The 17,545-nt window shown below is 64.4% G+C and carries 18 protein-coding genes; 15 read left to right on the top strand and 3 right to left on the bottom strand.

The window, feature by feature from the left end:
- Nucleotides 1-52 precede the first annotated feature (52 nt).
- Entirely contained in the window at nt 53-709 is a 657-nt protein-coding gene (fsa, locus tag FJ959_RS01610) for a fructose-6-phosphate aldolase (RefSeq protein WP_140492952.1), read from the bottom strand.
- A 90-nt stretch (nt 710-799) separates the two neighbouring features.
- Here fsa and FJ959_RS01605 point away from each other — a divergent pair, with 90 nt between their 5' ends.
- Complete coding sequence (locus FJ959_RS01605) at nt 800-2,983, top strand: primosomal protein N' (RefSeq protein WP_140628118.1); 2,184 nt, start codon at nt 800-802, stop codon at nt 2,981-2,983.
- 38 nt (nt 2,984-3,021) lie between these two features.
- On the opposite strand, the gene FJ959_RS01600 is transcribed toward FJ959_RS01605, so the two are convergent.
- The gene (locus FJ959_RS01600; protein ID WP_140524999.1) at nt 3,022-3,195 is read right to left on the bottom strand and encodes a type II toxin-antitoxin system Phd/YefM family antitoxin; all 174 of its coding nucleotides are present in this window, start codon (nt 3,193-3,195) and stop codon (nt 3,022-3,024) included.
- A gap of 62 nt (nt 3,196-3,257) precedes the next feature.
- Here FJ959_RS01600 and FJ959_RS01595 point away from each other — a divergent pair, with 62 nt between their 5' ends.
- The 7 genes from FJ959_RS01595 (at nt 3,258) to FJ959_RS01565 (ending at nt 9,878) form a co-directional block, all read left to right on the top strand.
- Complete coding sequence (locus tag FJ959_RS01595; protein ID WP_140628116.1) at nt 3,258-3,953, top strand: aspartate/glutamate racemase family protein; 696 nt, start codon at nt 3,258-3,260, stop codon at nt 3,951-3,953.
- 95 nt (nt 3,954-4,048) lie between these two features.
- Nucleotides 4,049-4,444 carry a DUF4345 family protein gene (locus tag FJ959_RS01590; RefSeq protein WP_140518245.1) on the top strand — a complete coding sequence of 132 codons (396 nt, stop codon included), beginning with the start codon at nt 4,049-4,051 and terminating at the stop codon, nt 4,442-4,444.
- Nucleotides 4,445-4,679: 235 nt separating this feature from the next.
- Nucleotides 4,680-5,240 (top strand): F0F1 ATP synthase subunit delta, encoded by a 561-nt coding sequence (locus tag FJ959_RS01585; protein WP_140492968.1) that lies wholly within the window; start codon nt 4,680-4,682, stop codon nt 5,238-5,240.
- Nucleotides 5,240-6,769, top strand: a complete 1,530-nt coding sequence (atpA, locus tag FJ959_RS01580; RefSeq protein ID WP_140492971.1) for a F0F1 ATP synthase subunit alpha — start codon at nt 5,240-5,242, stop codon at nt 6,767-6,769. The genes FJ959_RS01585 and atpA overlap by 1 nt, the downstream gene beginning before the upstream one ends.
- A 46-nt stretch (nt 6,770-6,815) precedes the next feature.
- Nucleotides 6,816-7,700, top strand: a complete 885-nt coding sequence (locus FJ959_RS01575) for a F0F1 ATP synthase subunit gamma (RefSeq protein WP_140492974.1) — start codon at nt 6,816-6,818, stop codon at nt 7,698-7,700.
- A gap of 70 nt (nt 7,701-7,770) precedes the next feature.
- Nucleotides 7,771-9,357 (top strand): F0F1 ATP synthase subunit beta, encoded by a 1,587-nt coding sequence (gene atpD, locus FJ959_RS01570; protein ID WP_181165201.1) that lies wholly within the window; start codon nt 7,771-7,773, stop codon nt 9,355-9,357.
- Nucleotides 9,358-9,470: 113 nt separating this feature from the next.
- Nucleotides 9,471-9,878: a F0F1 ATP synthase subunit epsilon gene (locus tag FJ959_RS01565; protein ID WP_140628113.1), complete on the top strand. Its 408-nt coding sequence runs from the start codon at nt 9,471-9,473 to the stop codon at nt 9,876-9,878.
- Between the two features lie 52 nt (nt 9,879-9,930).
- Here the strand turns inward: FJ959_RS01565 and FJ959_RS01560 are convergent, their stop codons facing one another.
- The gene (locus FJ959_RS01560; RefSeq protein WP_140628110.1) at nt 9,931-11,421 is read right to left on the bottom strand and encodes a mannitol dehydrogenase family protein; all 1,491 of its coding nucleotides are present in this window, start codon (nt 11,419-11,421) and stop codon (nt 9,931-9,933) included.
- Nucleotides 11,422-11,784: 363 nt separating this feature from the next.
- Between FJ959_RS01560 and FJ959_RS01555 the strand changes: the two genes are divergently transcribed.
- The 7 genes from FJ959_RS01555 to FJ959_RS01525 all read left to right on the top strand — a co-directional run bounded on the left by FJ959_RS01555 (nt 11,785) and on the right by FJ959_RS01525 (nt 17,444).
- Nucleotides 11,785-12,762 carry a TRAP transporter substrate-binding protein gene (locus FJ959_RS01555; RefSeq protein ID WP_140492983.1) on the top strand — a complete coding sequence of 326 codons (978 nt, stop codon included), beginning with the start codon at nt 11,785-11,787 and terminating at the stop codon, nt 12,760-12,762.
- A 79-nt stretch (nt 12,763-12,841) separates the two neighbouring features.
- Nucleotides 12,842-13,393 carry a TRAP transporter small permease gene (locus FJ959_RS01550; RefSeq protein ID WP_140628806.1) on the top strand — a complete coding sequence of 184 codons (552 nt, stop codon included), beginning with the start codon at nt 12,842-12,844 and terminating at the stop codon, nt 13,391-13,393.
- On the top strand, nt 13,394-14,674 hold the full coding sequence (locus FJ959_RS01545; RefSeq protein WP_140628107.1) for a TRAP transporter large permease: 1,281 nt from the start codon (nt 13,394-13,396) through the stop codon (nt 14,672-14,674).
- Nucleotides 14,675-14,682: 8 nt separating this feature from the next.
- On the top strand, nt 14,683-15,459 hold the full coding sequence (locus FJ959_RS01540) for a FadR/GntR family transcriptional regulator (RefSeq protein ID WP_140518248.1): 777 nt from the start codon (nt 14,683-14,685) through the stop codon (nt 15,457-15,459).
- Between the two features lie 22 nt (nt 15,460-15,481).
- Nucleotides 15,482-16,333, top strand: coding sequence for a 5-dehydro-4-deoxy-D-glucuronate isomerase (gene kduI, locus FJ959_RS01535; RefSeq protein WP_140628104.1), 852 nt, complete (start codon nt 15,482-15,484; stop codon nt 16,331-16,333).
- Nucleotides 16,330-17,094 carry a 2-dehydro-3-deoxy-D-gluconate 5-dehydrogenase KduD gene (gene kduD, locus FJ959_RS01530; protein ID WP_140628102.1) on the top strand — a complete coding sequence of 255 codons (765 nt, stop codon included), beginning with the start codon at nt 16,330-16,332 and terminating at the stop codon, nt 17,092-17,094. The genes kduI and kduD overlap by 4 nt, the downstream gene beginning before the upstream one ends.
- A gap of 11 nt (nt 17,095-17,105) precedes the next feature.
- Nucleotides 17,106-17,444, top strand: a complete 339-nt coding sequence (locus FJ959_RS01525) for a cupin domain-containing protein (protein WP_140518251.1) — start codon at nt 17,106-17,108, stop codon at nt 17,442-17,444.
- Nucleotides 17,445-17,545 lie beyond the last annotated feature (101 nt).

Raw genomic sequence — 17,545 nt, 5'->3', positions numbered from 1 at the left:
GCATGAAAAAGGCCGGTTGCCCGGCCTTTTTTCGTGTCGGATATAAGCTCGCTCAGCCGATTTTCTGGCCGGTCTTGGCCCAGTCGGCGAGGAAGGCGGCAAGACCCTTGTCAGTCAGCGGGTGATTGACCAGCGCCTTCAGTGTCGCGGGCGGCGCGGTGACGATATCGGCGCCGATGAGCGCCGCCTGCTTGACGTGGTTCACGGTGCGCACGGAAGCCGTCAGGATCTCGGTCTGGAAATCGTAATTGTCGTAGATCTGACGGATCTCCTGGATCACTTCCATGCCGTCCGAGCCGGTATCGTCGATGCGGCCGACGAAGGGCGAGATGAAGGAGGCGCCTGCCTTGGCGGCGAGCAGCGCCTGGTTGGCCGAGAAGCACAGCGTGACATTGACCATGCGGTTCATCTCGGTGCGGATCGTCTTGCAGGCCTTCAGTCCGTCCAGCGTCAACGGCACCTTGATGGCGACATTCGGCGCGATCTTGGCCAGCACCTCGGCCTCCGCCATCATCTGCTTGTATTCGGTCGCCACGACCTCCGCGGAGACCGGGCCTTCGACGATGTCGCAGATCTGCTTGGTAACCTCGGAGATCTTGCCGCCCGATTTGAGAATCAGAGAAGGATTGGTGGTGACGCCATCGAGCAGCCCCAGATCGATCAGTTCGCGGATTTCCTTGATGTCGGCTGTGTCGGCAAAAAATTTCATGGCGGTCTCCTGACGATTTCGTCGTGCTTGGGAAGGCACGTTCAGCGTTGCCCTTTGATCTAGAGCAAAGTCGGGGCAAGGTCACGCCTCATGATCGAAGATTCGCCCTTTGTCGCAGCCGCACCGGTGCTGGTGCCGATGCCGGCCGAACGCCCCTACACCTATGCCGTGCCCGCCGGCATGCGGGTGGTGCCGGGCTCGATCGTGCGCGTGCCGCTCGGGCCTCGCCAGGTCGCCGGCATCGTCTGGGACGGCGCGGTCGAGACGGTAGACGCGAAAAAGCTGCGCCCGATCGAACAGGTCTTCGATTGCCCGCCGATCGATCGGGCGATGCGCCGTTTCGTCGACTGGGTGGCGCAGTATACGCTGTCGGCGCCGGGCATGGTGGCGCGCATGCTGCTGAGGGCGCCGGAGGCCTTCGATCCGGAACCGTGGATCGAGGGATTGCAGCGAACCGCGGCCGTTCCGGACCGGATGACGGATGCGCGGGCCCGCGTGCTGGAGACGGCCGAGGGCGGACTGGCCTGGACGCGATCCGGCCTTGCCCATGCGGCCGGCGTGTCGTCGACGGTAATCGAGGGGCTGAAGGCGCAAGGCGTGTTCGAAACGGTGATGATCCCGCCGCGGCCCGTGGTGGCGGAGCCTGATCCAGCCTACGCCGCGCCGGAATTGATGCCCGACCAGAACGAAGCCGCAAGGCTGCTGCGCGCCAATGTCGCGGGCGGCGGCTTCAACGTCGCACTGCTCGACGGCGTCACCGGTTCGGGCAAGACGGAGGTTTATTTCGAGGCGGTGGCGGCGGCACTGGACCGCGCCAAGCAGGTGCTGATCCTGCTGCCCGAAATCGCATTGACCCACGCTTTCCTCGAACGTTTTCAGCAGCGTTTTGGCGCCAAGCCCGCCGAATGGCACTCCGACCTGCCGCCGAGGATGCGCGAACGCGTCTGGCGGCAGGTGGCGGAAGGCGGCGTGCGGGTCGTGGCCGGCGCGCGCTCGGCGCTGTTCCTGCCGTTCAAGGAGCTTGGCCTGATCGTCGTCGACGAGGAGCACGACCCCGCCTACAAGCAGGAAGACCGCGTCTTCTACAATGCCCGCGACATGGCTGTCGTGCGCGGCCATATAGGTGGCTTCCCCGTGGTGCTGGCATCGGCGACGCCATCGGTCGAGAGCCGCGTCAATGCCAGCCAGGGCCGCTACGCCAGGGCGGTGCTGTCCGCCCGCTTCGCCGAGGCGGCACTTCCCGACCTGAAAGCGATCGACATGCGGCGCGCGCCGCCGGCGCGCGGCGGCTTCCTGTCGCCGGTGCTGCTCGACCATATGCGCCGGACGCTGGAGAGGAAGGAACAATCGCTTTTGTTCCTCAACCGGCGCGGCTATGCGCCGCTGACGCTGTGCCGCGTCTGCGGTCACCGCTTTGGTTGCCCGGTCTGCTCGGCCTGGCTCGTCGAGCACCGCTTTCGCGGCCAACTGGTCTGCCATCATTGCGGGCACAATGAGCGCCGCCCGGAAGCCTGTCCGGAATGCGGCACGCTCGATCATCTGGTCGCCTGCGGGCCGGGCGTCGAGCGCATCGCGGAGGAAGTCGTCACCCATTTCCCGGATGCGCGCACCATCGTCTTGTCGTCGGATCTGATGGGCGGCGTGCGGCGGCTGCGGCTGGAGCTGGAAGCCATCGCCAATGGCGAGGCCGACATCGTCATCGGTACGCAGCTCGTCGCCAAGGGGCACAATTTCCCCAACATGACCCTGGTTGGTGTCGTCGATGCCGATCTCGGCCTTGCCAATGGCGATCCGCGCGCCGCCGAGCGCACCTTCCAGCTGCTTAGCCAGGTGACCGGCCGCGCCGGGCGCACCGGCAAGAAGAGCCTCGGCCTGTTGCAGACCTTCCAGCCCGACCATCCGGTGATGCGGGCGATCGTCTCCGGCGATGCCGATGCGTTCTACGAGCGCGAGATTTCCGAGCGCGAGCGGGCGGCTCTGCCACCCTTCGGCCGGCTCGCCGGCGTCATCGTCAGCGCGGTGACGCGGGCGGAAGCCGAGGGCCATGCCCGCGCCCTGCGCCGTGCCGCGCCCGAGGCATCCGACCTGTTCGTGCTCGGGCCGGCCGAAGCGCCGCTGTCGCTGCTCGGCGGCCGTCACCGTTTCCGCCTGCTGATCCAGGGCGAGCGCCGCGCCGACATGCAAAGGTTTATCCGGACCATGCTCGCCAACGGGCCGAAGCAGCGCGGCTCGGTCCGGGTGCAGGTCGACATCGATCCGCAGAGCTTTTTGTAAGGTCGCTCAGCGTTCGCGCGGATTGCTGGTCGTGTCCTTCAGTTCGGGACGTTGCCTAAACTCTTCAGGATAGAGTCGACGGGCGTCTCGATCGATATCACTATGGCCACGGGGCGTCCCCGCTTGGTGATTGTTGTCGGGCTGCCTTTGCTGGCTTCAGCGACCACGGCGCACAGTTCGCTGCGTGCTTTGCTGCTGGATTTTGTTTTCATCGAGTAGCCCTCAACATCGCCTTGGACTGTATCATAAGTCGCTGCAAGGAAAGGAAACCGTTTTGAAAACCCTTGGCCTTCTGGGCGGCATGAGCTGGGAATCGACGGCGATCTATTATCGCCTGCTCAACGATCTCGTGAGGCAGCGTCTCGGCGGGCTGCATTCGGCGAAATTGCTGCTGTGGTCCTTCGACTTCGCCGAGATCGCCGAGCTGCAGCATCACGGGGACTGGGACGGCGCCGGCGCGCTTCTGGTCGATGCCGCGCGCAAGCTCGAGTCAGCTGGCGCGGAAGGCCTGCTTTTGTGTACCAACACCATGCACAAGCTCGCCGACCAGGTGCAGGCCTCGGTATCGGTCCCGCTGACCCACATCGCCGACGCCACCGCAGCCGCGGTCAAGGCGGCCGGCATGCGGCGCCCGGCGCTGCTCGCAACGCGGTTCACCATGGAGCAGGATTTCTACAAGCGCCGGCTTGCCGACACATATGGATTGCAGCCGATCGTGCCGGACCAGGCAGGACGCGACATGGTCCATCGCATCATCTATGACGAGCTCTGCCAGGGCATCGTCACCGAGCCATCGAAAACCGCCTATATCGCCGAGATCAACCGCCTGCGGCGCGATGAAAATGTCGACAGCGTGATCATGGGCTGCACCGAAATCACGATGTTGATCGGCCAGCAGGATTTCGACATTCCGGTCTTCGACACGACGCGCATCCATGCTGAAGCGGCGGTCGCCTTCGCGCTCTCCTGATGCGTTTGGCCTAAAGTGCCGGCCGCCATCTGGCGCGCGGCTTTTCCTCCGCTAGAATGCCCGCGATTTCAGAGCGGCATTTACGAGGGGACACTATGGATTTTGCGTTTCCATGGCCGGTGAGCCAGGGCGAATGGCTGGCCTGGTCGAGCGCCGTCGTCACGGTGCTGCTAGGCCTGGTGCTTTTCCTGGCGCCGGGGCTTGCCTTCCGCATTCTGCGCTTGCAGGTCAAGCCGGAGAAGGCGGCGGCGATCGCCGAAGGGCGCGGCCGCATGTCGGGCTTCTATCTCGGCGTCGGCCTGTGCTGCATCCTGCTGGCGCAGCCGCTGATCTACATGGCGCTCGGCTTCTCCTGGCTGTTCACCGCCTTCGGCCGGTTGCTGTCGATGATGTCGGATGGCGCCAACACGCCCTTCAACTGGGTTTCCATCGTCGTGGAACTGGCGCTGGCGGCGTTGCCGCTTGCCTTTGCCTTCGGCTTCCTGCCCTGAATCCGCAGGCAATCCAGGGACTTCGTCCCCGGATGCGACAATAGTGCCTGAAAACCATGCGGAACGACGCATTGCGGTCTTAAAAGGCCTGTGCTAGACGGCAATCGACTTTCGGCCGGGGATAGCGGAAGCCGCGCCTCCGTGCTTGAAAAAATGCAGTAAGGTCAAAGATTTAGCCAGAGTTTTCGCTCGCGCCAACAATCTGCGGCCTGTCAGACAAGAGAAAAGACGGTCCGTGGCCCAATCGTCATCGCCAATCTCAGGTGTCGCAGAACGCTATGCGGGTTCGCTGTTCGAACTGGCATCGCAGGCGAATTCCGTCGCCAAGGTCGAAGCCGACCTCAACAGTTTCGAGGCGATGCTCGCGGGCAGCGCCGACTTGACCCGGCTGATCAACAGCCCGGTGTTCTCCAGCGAGGACCAGGCCAAGGCCATCGCGGCGATCGCCGACAAGGCCGGGATCACCGGCCTGACCGGCAATTTCCTGCGCGTCGTCGCCAAGAACCGCCGGCTGTTCGCCGTGCCCGGCATGATCAGGGCATTCCGCCAGATCGCCGCCGAGCATCGTGGCGAGACGACCGCCGAGGTAACATCGGCTCACCAATTGAGCGCTGCCCAGCAGACTGAACTCAAGGCGGCGCTGAAGAGCGTTGCCGGCAAGGACGTTTCCATCTCCGTCACCGTCGATCCGTCGCTGCTCGGCGGGCTGGTGGTCAGGATGGGCTCGCGCCAGATCGATACGTCGCTCAAAACCAAACTCAATTCGCTCAAGCTTGCACTGAAAGAGGTCGGCTGATGGACATCCGCGCCGCGGAAATTTCCGCAATTCTGAAAGACCAGATCAAGAATTTCGGCAAGGAGGCCGAGGTCTCCGAAGTCGGACAGGTGCTGTCCGTCGGTGACGGTATCGCCCGCGTCTACGGCCTCGACAATGTCCAGGCCGGCGAGATGGTCGAATTCCCCGGCGGCATCCGCGGCATGGCGCTCAATCTCGAAGCCGACAATGTCGGCGTCGTCATCTTCGGCGCCGACCGCGACATCAAGGAAGGCGACACCGTCAAGCGCACCGGCGCGATCGTCGACGTTCCGGTCGGTCCGGGCCTGCTCGGCCGCGTCGTCGACGCGCTCGGCAACCCGATCGACGGCAAGGGCCCGATCAAGGCGACCGAACGCAAGCGCGTCGACGTCAAGGCGCCCGGCATCATTCCGCGCAAGTCGGTGCATGAGCCGATGTCGACGGGCCTCAAGGCCATCGACGCGCTGATCCCGGTCGGCCGCGGCCAGCGCGAGCTGGTCATCGGCGATCGCCAGACCGGCAAGACCGCCATCATCCTCGACACGATGCTCAACCAGAAGTCGGTGCACGACAACGGCCCCGAGAAGGAAAAGCTCTACTGCGTTTATGTCGCCGTCGGCCAGAAGCGCTCGACCGTGGCGCAGTTCGTCAAGGTGCTGGAAGAGCGCGGTGCGCTCGAATATTCGATCATCGTCGCCGCCACCGCTTCCGATCCGGCGCCGATGCAGTTCCTGGCGCCGTTCGCCGGCTGCACCATGGGCGAGTATTTCCGCGACAACGGCATGCATGCGCTGATCAGCTATGACGATCTGTCGAAGCAGGCCGTCGCCTATCGCCAGATGTCGCTGCTCTTGCGCCGCCCGCCGGGCCGCGAAGCCTATCCGGGCGACGTCTTCTACCTGCACTCGCGCCTGCTCGAGCGCGCCGCCAAGCTCAATGACGACATGGGCAACGGTTCGCTGACGGCGCTGCCGGTCATCGAAACCCAGGCCAACGACGTGTCGGCCTATATCCCGACCAACGTGATCTCGATCACCGACGGCCAGATCTTCCTCGAAACCAACCTGTTCTTCCAGGGCATCCGTCCAGCCGTCAATGTCGGCCTGTCGGTGTCGCGCGTCGGCTCCTCGGCGCAGATCAAGGCGATGAAGCAGGTTGCCGGCTCGATCAAGGGCGAGCTCGCGCAGTACCGCGAAATGGCGGCCTTCGCGCAGTTCGGCTCGGATCTCGATGCCGCCACGCAGCGCCTGCTCAACCGCGGTTCGCGCCTGACCGAGCTCCTGAAGCAGCCGCAGTTCTCGCCACTGAAGACGGAAGAGCAGGTCGCGGTGATCTTCGCCGGCGTCAACGGCTATCTTGACAAGCTGCCGGTCAACCAGGTCGGCAAGTTCGAGCATGGCCTGCTCAGCCACATGCGTTCGGCCGGCAAGGACGTCCTCGACGCCATCCGCAAGGAAAAGGCGCTGTCGGACGATCTGCGCGGCAAGCTGAAGGCCGAGATCGACGCTTTCGCCAAGACCTTCGCCTGAGCGAAGCGCCAGTCCGGATGAGACAAGACGGGATCAGGTTTGAAGCATGCCTTCATTAAAAGACCTTCGTAACCGTATCGCCTCGGTCAAGGCGACGCAGAAGATCACCAAGGCGATGCAGATGGTCGCCGCGGCGAAGCTGCGCCGTGCACAGGAGGCCGCGGAAGCGGCGCGCCCCTATTCGGAGCGCATGGGTTCCGTGCTGGCCAACATCACCCAGGCAATCGGCGGTGGCGGCGATGCCCCGGCGCTGATGACCGGCACCGGCAAGGACGACGTGCACCTGCTTGTTGTCTGCACGGCCGAGCGCGGCCTGTGCGGCGGCTTCAATTCGCAGATCGCCCGTCTTGCCCGTGACCACATCCGCAGGCTCCTGGCCGACGGCAAGCAGGTCAAGATCATCTGCGTCGGCAAGAAGGGTTTCGATATCCTGCGCCGCGACTATGCGTCGATGATCCTCGACCGGATCGACCTGCGCGAGGTCAAGACGCTCGGCTTCGTCAATGCCGACACGATCGCCCGCAAGGTCATCCACCTGTTCAACGAGGGCGGCTTCGACATCTGCACGCTGTTCTATTCGCAGTTCAAGTCGGTGATCAGCCAGGTTCCGACCGCGCAGCAGATCATTCCGGCCGCTGCTTCGTCAGCTCCGGCCGAGGCTGCTGACGGCGCCAGCGCCGTCTACGAATACGAACCCGAGCCGGGTGAAATCCTGTCCGAGCTCATTCCGCGCAACATCGCGGTGCAGATTTTCCGCGCGCTGCTCGAAAACGCGGCTGGCGAAATGGGCGCCAAGATGAGCGCGATGGACAACGCCACGCGCAACGCCGGCGAGATGATCAACAAGCTGTCGATCACCTACAACCGCCAGCGCCAGGCGCAGATCACCAAGGAACTGATCGAAATCATTTCGGGCGCCGAGGCGCTCTAGGCACGGTTTCCCGGGGTCAACGACCTCGATCCGACCGCGCGAGAAACAAAGGACGAAAAGGGTAAAGACGATGGCGAAAGCAGCGACCCCCAAGACGGCGGCTCCCAAGGCAGCAGCCCCGGCCAAGGCGGCACCGGCAAAGGCTCCGGCCGCAGCAGCTAAGGCGGCTCCGGCCAAGAAAGCGGCAGCGCCGACCAGGGCCGCCGCGGTAAAAACCCCGGCCGTGGCCAGCAAAGCCACCGGCATCGTCGGCAAGGTCCGGCAGGTCATCGGCGCCGTGGTCGACGTGCAGTTCGGCGATCACCTGCCGCCGATCCTGAATGCGCTCGAGACCACCAATGTCGGCAACCGCCTGGTTCTCGAAGTTGCCCAGCATCTGGGTGAAAACACCGTGCGCTGCATCGCCATGGATTCCACCGAAGGCCTGGTGCGCGGCCAGGAAGTGCGCGACACCGGCGGCCCGATCGCCGTGCCGGTCGGTCCGGGCATGCTCGGCCGCATCATCAACGTCATCGGCGAGCCGGTCGACGAAGCAGGCCCGGTCGACGCGGTCGAGTTGCGCTCGATCCACCAGCCGGCCCCGGCCTATATCGAACAATCGACGGAAGCACAGATCCTGATCACCGGTATCAAGGTGCTCGACCTGCTCGCACCTTACGCCAAGGGCGGCAAGATCGGCCTGTTCGGCGGCGCCGGCGTCGGCAAGACGGTGCTGATCCAGGAACTGATCAACAACATCGCCAAGGCGCACGGCGGCTATTCGGTGTTCGCCGGCGTCGGCGAGCGCACTCGCGAGGGCAACGACCTCTATCACGAGTTCATCGAATCCGGCGTCAACAAGAAGGGCGGCGGCGAAGGCTCCAAGGCGGCGCTGGTCTATGGCCAGATGAACGAACCGCCGGGCGCGCGTGCCCGCGTCGGCCTGACCGGCCTGACGGTCGCCGAATATTTCCGCGACCAGGGCCAGGACGTGCTGTTCTTCGTCGACAACATCTTCCGCTTCACGCAGGCCGGTTCGGAAGTGTCGGCGCTGCTTGGCCGTATCCCGTCGGCCGTGGGCTACCAGCCCACGCTCGCCACGGACATGGGCGCCCTGCAGGAACGCATCACCACCACCACCAAGGGCTCGATCACCTCGGTGCAGGCCATCTACGTGCCGGCCGACGACTTGACCGACCCGGCGCCGGCGACCTCGTTCGCCCACCTCGACGCGACGACGACGCTCAACCGCTCGATCGCCGAAAAGGGCATCTATCCGGCCGTCGATCCGCTGGATTCGACCTCGCGCATGCTCGACCCGCTGGTGGTCGGCGAAGAGCATTATGCCGTCGCGCGCCAGGTGCAGTCGATCCTCCAGCGCTACAAGTCGCTGCAGGACATCATCGCCATCCTGGGCATGGACGAGTTGTCGGAAGAGGACAAGCAGACGGTGGCTCGCGCCCGCAAGATCGAGCGCTTCCTGTCGCAACCCTTCTTCGTCGCCGAAGTGTTCACCGGCGCGCCGGGCAAGCTGGTCGACCTCGCCGACACCATCAAGGGCTTCAAGGGCCTCTGCAACGGTGACTACGACCACCTGCCGGAAGCCGCCTTCTACATGGTCGGCGGCATCGAGGAAGCGGTCGAGAAGGCACAGCGTCTCGCGGCTGAAGCGGCTTAATCAAGGGAATAGGGAGTAGTCAGTAGTCGGTAGTGAATGGCAGGCAGGTGACCGGGCGCAATTGCCCTTTCCCCTACTTCCCTACTCACTATTCCCTACTCGCTAAATTGATCATGGCAGAAGCTTTCAAGTTCGAACTGGTCTCGCCGGAGCGCCTGCTGGTTTCCGCAGAGGTCGAGGCAGTCGTTATTCCGGGTGCGGAAGGCGAGATGACCGTGATGGCGCATCACGCACCGGTCATGACCACGATCAAGCCGGGCGTCGTCACGGTGAAGGCTGCATCGGGCGGTGAAGAGCGTTACGTCGTCTTCGGCGGTTTCGCCGACATCGTTCCGGCCGGCTGCACGCTGCTGGCGGAATCGGCTGTCGCGGTGAAGGATGTCGACCGCGCCGATCTCGCGCGCCGCATCCAGGAAGCCAGGGAAGACGCCGCCGACGCCAAGGACGACCGGTCGCGCACGAAGGCCGAACAATTCCTCAGCGAGCTCACCACGCTGGAAGGCGCCATCCTGCCGGCTTGAGGCTGGCACCAGTACTCGACGGAAAAGCGGGGCCTTGCCTCGCTTTTTGTTTTTAAATGCCCAATGCCGCGAAGGCCTGAGTCGGTCCGCCACGGCGCAACTGCTCGAGATGGACGGCCGCAAGGTCCATCAATCCTGGCCGCTCAGGCGCCCCGGTCGCGAAGCCGGCGAGATCGAACACTGCCGCGACGGTTTCGGCAGCGGGCAGATTCCGGTCAATGATCGCCGTCATCGGCATGTCGAGCGGGTCGGTAAAATGGCCGTCGGGCAGGGATTTGCCGCGCGCTTCGCAGGCGGCGATCCAGGCGGCAACCGCCAGCATGAGATGTCCGGGCGCGGCGCCTGAATGGAGGCGCTCGATCGCGGAGGCCATGATGCGCTGCGGCAGTTTCTGGCTGCCGTCATTGGCGATCTGCGCGGTGCGGTGGGCAAGTGCTGTATTGGAGAAACGCTGGGCAAGCTCTGCCGTATAGCTCGCGGTATCCAGCCCGGCATCGGTGGGCAGCGTCGGGATTGCCTCGGCCCACAGCGCATCGACAAAGCGCCTGATCGCCGGATCGGCGAAGGCGCGGTCGACGGTGGCGTGTCCGCTGAGCAGGCCGAGATAGGCAATGGCCGAATGCGCTCCATTGAGCAGTCTCAGCTTCATGTCCTCGAAGGGCCTGACATCCCCGACCATGGTGACGCCGAACTTTTCCCAGGCCGGGCGGCCTGCCGGAAAATTGTCCTCGACCACCCACTGGCGGAACGGCTCGGTCATGACCGGCCAGGCGTCGTCGACGCCGAGCTCGAGAGCGATCCGCGCCCGGTCGGCATCGGTCGTGGCCGGCACGATGCGATCGATCATGCTCGAGGGAAACGCGACCTCGTCGGCGATATGGCCGGCAAGCCTGGTAGCGCCCTTCTCACCGAGGCTGGCATCGCGCAGCGTGGCGAATTCCACCAGCAGCCTGTGCAAGGTCGCCCCGTTGGCAGGCAGGTTGTCGCAGCAGAGCACGGTGAAGGGCTGCAAGCCGGCCGCGCGACGGCGTGCAAGCGCCTCGGCCAGAAAACCGTGCGCGGTCTTCGGCAGATGCGGGTTCGCCAGATCGTGGGCGATATCAGGGTGGGCTGCGTCGAGCCCGCCGCCGGCGGCCCGCAGATAGGCTTTCTCGGTGATGGTCAGCGTCACGATGCGGGTGCGCGGATCGGTCAGCGCGGCCAGCACGGCAGCGGGATCTTCCGGCGCCACCAGCATCGCGCCGATGGAGCCGATGACATGAAGACTTTCCTCGCCCCCGCTGCGGATCGCCAGCGTGTAGAGCCCGTCCTGCGGCGCCAGCGCATCGCGCGTCTCGGCACTGCGCAGCGACACGCCGACGATGCCCCAATCCGTTTCTCCGGCAGCCAGGCAATCGTCGACATAGGCTGCCTGGTGGGCGCGATGAAAGGCGCCGACCCCCAGATGCACGATGCCTTGCGTGACCGATGCGCGATCAAAACGCGGCACGGCGATCCTGGCCGGCAACGTCGCGATCGTATCCTTCGAAAGACGCCTGTTCATTGCTGTGCGAAGTCCCCGATTGGCCTTTGGGAGCCGCCCCGTAGGGTCGGCGAAGGAAAACGGCAGCGGCGTAACATCCAGTGCCGTCCGGCACAATGGCCGGTTGCCGATCCAAAGTCATCATACAACAATCCATTTTTTGTATGTTGACATTATTTCCTTGCGACCCTACCGATAACGCCTCATGGGAGGGTCACCGTGGCACTGACAGATGCGGATTTGCTGCTTAGCACCGACGCGCGTCCACGCTCGCTCGCCCGCACCGGATGCTGACCGAAATGGCCAAGATTGAGCAGGGATGACGGGCTGGTGATGCGCCGGCTCTGAGCCGGCGCCTTGATTTTTGAAAAAGGGAGGAAAGTCATGTTGCATTTTTCGAAATTGACGGCGGCTACATTCGCGTTCGGCTCGCTGCTGATTGGCATCGCCAACGCGCAAACCGTGCTGCGGTCGGCCGACACGCACCCCGACGGCTATCCGACGGTCGAGGCGGTGAAATACATGGGCGAGCTGATCAAGCAGCGCACCGATGGCCGCTATTCGGTCGAGGTCTATCATTCGGCGCAGCTCGGCGAGGAGAAGGACACGATCGAGCAGACCCAGACCGGCGTCATCGACCTCAACCGTGTCTCGATGGGGCCGTTCAACGGCATCGTGCCGGAAACCGCGGTGCCGTCGCTGCCCTACATATTCCGCTCGGTCGAACATATGCGCCATGTCATGGACGGGCCGATCGGCGACGACATCCTGAAAGCTTTCGAGGCACATGACCTGGTCGGTCTGGCCTTCTACGATTCCGGCGCGCGCTCCTTCTACAACACCAAGAAGGACATCGCCTCGATCGCCGATCTGAAGGGCATGAAATTCCGCGTCATCCAGTCGGACGTGTTCGTCGACATGGTCAACGCACTGGGCGCCAACGCCACGCCAATGGCTTATGGCGAAGTCTATTCGGCACTTGAGACCGGCGTCATCGACGGCGCGGAAAACAACTGGCCGAGCTTCGAATCCGCCAAGCACTATGAGGTCGCCAAGCACTACACGCTCGACCAGCACCAGATCGTTCCGGAGGTGCTGGTGATGGCGAAGGCGAGCTGGGACAAGCTCTCGCCGGAAGACCAGGCGATCGTGCGCCAGGCGGCCAAGGACAGCGTCGTCAAGATGCGCGAACTGTGGGACGCGCAGGAGAAGAAATCCCGCGACATCGTCGAAAAGGCAGGCGTCAAGGTCAGCGAGATCGACAAGCAGCCGCTGATCGACGCGATGAAGCCGGTCTACGACAAATACCTGTCGACGCCGGCGCTGAAGGACCTCGCCGCCCGCGTCCAGGCAACCAAGTGAAGTCGGCCGCGGGGCGGGCAATGCACGCCGTCCCGCGCCTTCGTGACCGGCCGGCGATCGGGAGGATCAGATGGCGACAATGACAAGCAGCGCGGCGCCGCCACGGTTCAGCGTCGTGCTTTCGAGGATCTGCGACGGGGCACTCTACCTGGCCGGCATCGGCTTGGTCGCCATGACCGCGCTCGTCGCCTATCAGGTCTTCTTCCGCTTCGTGCTCAATTCGTCGCCGAGCTGGACCGAAACCAGCGCCATCATGCTGATGAACTGGTTCATCTTCCTCGGCGCCGCCGTCGGCGTGCGGGAGAACTACCATATGGGGTTCGACGTGCTGCTTTATATCCTGCCGAAAGGCAGCAAGGGAGCGTTGCGCACGCTGTCCGACCTGATCGCGCTCGGCTTCGGATTCGGCATGGTCTGGTACGGCTGCAAGCTTGTCGGCCTGACCTGGCACACCATCATCCCGGCGCTCGAACTGCCGGGCGGCTTCGACTATCTGCCGCTGGTCGCCGGCGGCGTGCTGATCTGCCTGTTCTCGGCCGAGCGCATCGCGCTGCGCTGGTCGGGCGTCGATATCGACAAGGACATCAATCTCGAGGACGTGCCGGAGATGCCGGCGGTGCAGGAGGCCTAGATGGAGCTCTGGATCCTGTTCGGCGTCTTCACGCTGCTGATGTTCGGCGGCACGCCGATCGCGTTCTGTCTTGGTGCGGCCTCCTTCGCCACCATCCTCTATCTCGGCCTGCCGCCCCTGGTCGTGTTCCAGCAGATGAAATCGGGCATGAGCGCGTTCTCCCTGATGGCGATCCCGTTCTTCATCTATGCCGGCGATCTGATGGTGCGGGGCGGCATCGCGCAGCGCATCGTTTCCTTTGCCGGCTCCCTGGTCGGCCATGTCCGGGGCGGCCTGGGCCAGGTCAACATCATCGCCGGCACGCTGTTCGGCGGCATTTCCGGCTCGGCCGTGGCCGAGGCCGCGGCCGTCGGCGGGCTGATGATCCCGCAGATGAAGGCACGCGGCTATGGCGCCGACTATGCCGTCAACGTCACCTCGATGGCGGCGCTGATCGCGCTGCTTTTGCCGCCATCGCAGAACATGATCATCTATTCGATCGCAGGGGGCGGCAAGATTTCGATCGCCGACCTGTTCACCGCCGGCATACTACCGGGCCTTTTGTTCGCCGCCTCGCTGATGGTCACCGCCTATTTCGTCGCCCGCAGCCGCGGCTATCCGGTCGAGGCCTTCCCCGGTTTTTCGCGCGTCGGGCAGCTGGCGCTCATCGCTATTCCGGGACTGCTCCTGATCGGCATCATCTTCGGCGGCGTCCGCTCCGGAATCTTCACAGCGACGGAGAGTTCGTGCATCGCCATTCTCTACGCCTTGCTTGTTACCGTCCTCGTTTATCGTTCGATGGGCTGGAGCGATTTCGTCCACGCCACCAAGGGCGCCGTGCGCACCACTTCGATGGTGCTGTTGATCATCGGTACGGCGGCTTCTTTCAGCTGGCTGATGGCCTATCTCAAAGTACCGGTGCTGCTGATCGCCGGCATGAATGCGATCTCCACCGACCCGCTGGTCGTGCTGCTGCTGCTCAATGTCCTGATGCTGGTGCTCGGCACCTTCATGGACATGGGGCCGATGATCATCATCTGCACGCCGATCTTCCTGCCGCTTGTCACGCATTATGGCGTGGATCCTGTGCATTTCGGCGTCATCACCATTCTCAATCTCGGCATCGGGCTGAACACGCCGCCGGTCGGCACGGTGCAGTTCGTCGCCTGCGCCGTCGGCAAGATCACGGTCTGGGAAGCGATGCGCTCGATCTGGCCGTTCTATGGCGCCGGTATCGTGGTTCTCGGGCTGGTGACGTATATTCCGGCCATCTCGCTCTGGTTGCCGAGCGTGTTCAAATAGAGGACGACATGGCATTGGATAGCGCAACCGACCTCAGGGTCGAGAGAAAACCCAAACTGTCGGAGACCGTCGTCGCGGCAATCCGCAGGCAGCTTCAGGCCGGCGAGATCCTGCCCGGCCACAAACTGCCGACCGAGGGCCAGCTGACCGAAACCTTCGGCGTCAGCCGCACCGTCATCCGCGAAGCCCTGGCCAAGCTCGCCGCCGACGGCCTGGTCGAGCCGCGGCAGGGCGCCGGCGTCTTCGTCACAGAGCACATCTCGACGATGTTCGGGGCGCTCGCGGCCGATATGGGCAGCAAGGATTCGATCGCACTCAACGTGCTCGAAGTGCGGCTCGCCATCGAGATCGAATCGGCCGGGCTTGCCGCCATCCGCCGCAACGCGGCCCAGGAGGCGGCGATCCAGGAAGCCTTCTTCGAGTTCGAGCGGCTGTTGCTCGCCAGCGAGCCGACCGGTCCGGCCGATCTCGCCTTCCATCGCGCCATCGCCAGCGCCACCAATAACCCGTTCTATGTCGAGATGCTCGACGTGCTCGGCCGGCGCGCCATTCCGTGCGACGTGACCTCGCCCTGGTCGACCGAGCTTGTGCAGTCCGACAGCTATCAGCGTGGGCTGCAGCGCGAGCATCTGGTGATCCTGAACGCGATCACATCGGGCGATGCCGAAGCCGCGCGCGAGGCGATGCGCACGCACCTCTCGGCCAGCCAGCAGCGCTATCGCGAGCGCCTGCATGCGCGGCAGGTCTATTATTCCGACTCGGTCAAGGCGGCCGGCGGCGAATGATCCATCTCAAGTCAGGACAGCAATGAGCCAGAACCATACCGACTATACATCGCGTTTTGCCATCGACCCCGCCGCCGCCGCGGCCATGGGGACCGACGAGTTGCGCCACAATTTCCACATCGAAGACCTGTTCCAGCCCGACCGCGTCAGCCTGACCTACACACATTACGACCGCATGATCGTGGGCGGCGCGATGCCGGCCGGCGCGCCGCTTCGGCTTGAGGCAATCAAGCCGACCGGAACGAAAGGCTTTCTCGAGCGCCGCGAGTTGATCGCCGTCAATATCGGTGGCGACGGCACGATCGAAGCCGGCGGCCAGCTCCATGAGTTGCAGGCACGCGACATGCTCTATCTCGGCATGGGCACGCAGGATGTGTCGTTTGCCTCAGTCGACAAGGCGGCGCCGGCGAAGTTCTATCTGCTCAGCGCGCCGGCGCATCAAACCTTTCCCAGCCGGCTGATTCGCATCGGTGACGCCAGGCGTCTCGATCTCGGCAGCAAGGAGGCCTGCAACGAACGCTCCATCTTCCAGTTCATCCATGCCGACGGGGCCAGGACCTGCCAGCTCGTCGTCGGCATGACGCAACTTGCGCCGGGCTCCATCTGGAACACCATGCCATGCCATGTGCACGACCGGCGCATGGAGGCCTATCTCTATTTCGACCTGCCGGAGGCGGCGCGCGTCTTCCATTTCATGGGCGAGCCGGACGAGACCCGACACATCGTCATGCGCAACGAGGAGGCCGTGCTGTCGCCGGGCTGGTCTATCCATTCAGGCGCCGGCACCTCCAACTACGCCTTTGTCTGGGCGATGGCCGGCGACAACGTCGACTACACCGATGTGGATCCGGTGGCGATGGAAGACCTGCGGTGAGCGATCTCTCCGCCTTCAGCCTGACCGGTCGACGCATCCTCGTCACCGGCGCCAACACCGGCATCGGCCAGGGCATTGCCGTCTCGATCGCGCGCGCCGGCGGCATGGTCGTCGGGGTCGGCCGTTCCTCGATGGATGAGACGGCCGCAAGGATCGCCGCGGCGGGCGGGCGGTTCGAGGCGGTCGCGGCCGACCTTGCCGACACATCCGCCGCAGGTCCGATGCTGGAGCGCGTCTGGGACGAAAGCGGGCCGCTCGACGGGCTGGTCAACAATGCCGGCATCATCCGGCGCGCCGACGCCGTCGATCTCTCGGAAGCCGATTGGGACGAGGTGCTCGACCTCAACCTGAAGACGGCTTTTCTGCTCTGCCAAGGCTTCGCCAGGCGCGTCCTTGCCGGCGGACGCAGGGGCAAGATCGTCAACATCGCCTCGGTGCTGAGTTTCCAGGGCGGCATCCGCGTCGCGTCCTACACCGCCTCGAAGCACGGCGTGCTCGGCATCACCCGGCTGCTCGCCTGCGAATGGGCAGCGAAAGGCATCAACGTCAACGGCATCGCGCCGGGCTATATCGAAACCAACAATACGCAGGCGCTGCGCGCCGATCCCGACCGCAGCGCCTCGATCCTGGCGCGCATTCCGGCCGGCCGCTGGGGCCGGCCGGAAGATATTGGCGATGCGGCGGCCTTCCTGCTGGCGCCGGCGTCGGACTATATGCATGGCGCGGTGGTGCCGGTGGACGGCGGCTGGCTGGCGCGGTGAGGATAATTGCGATGAGCGAAACGAAAATTTTCTCGCAGGCCGGCGCGGGCGCCTGGACGGCGACGCCGGACGGCAACAGGCGGCGCGTTCTCCTGCACACGGATGAACTGATGATGGTCGAGTTCGCCTTCGACAAGGGCGGCGTCGGCGCCCTGCATTCGCATCCGCATGTACAGGCAAGCTACGTCGCCGAAGGCCGCTTCGAGGTGACCATCGACGGCCGGACCGAAATCATCGAGACAGGCGGCAGCTTCATCGTGCCGTCAGGCCTGGTGCATGGCGTCAAGGCGCTCGAAGCCGGCCGGCTGGTCGACAGCTTTACGCCGCACCGCGCCGATTTCCTCGCCTGAGGGCCGGCCATGCGATGAGCGATGGACGCTCGTTTCGGCGCGCTGTTTTCCAAACGAAAAAACCCGCGCCTCAGGAGAGGCGCGGGTCTGTTCCCTGGGCG

This window comes from Mesorhizobium sp. B2-2-4, from assembly GCF_006442375.1.
In the GTDB taxonomy this organism is placed as follows: domain Bacteria; phylum Pseudomonadota; class Alphaproteobacteria; order Rhizobiales; family Rhizobiaceae; genus Mesorhizobium.
Note: the sequence above shows the minus strand (reverse complement) of the source record. Positions and strands in the feature narration are given on the sequence as shown.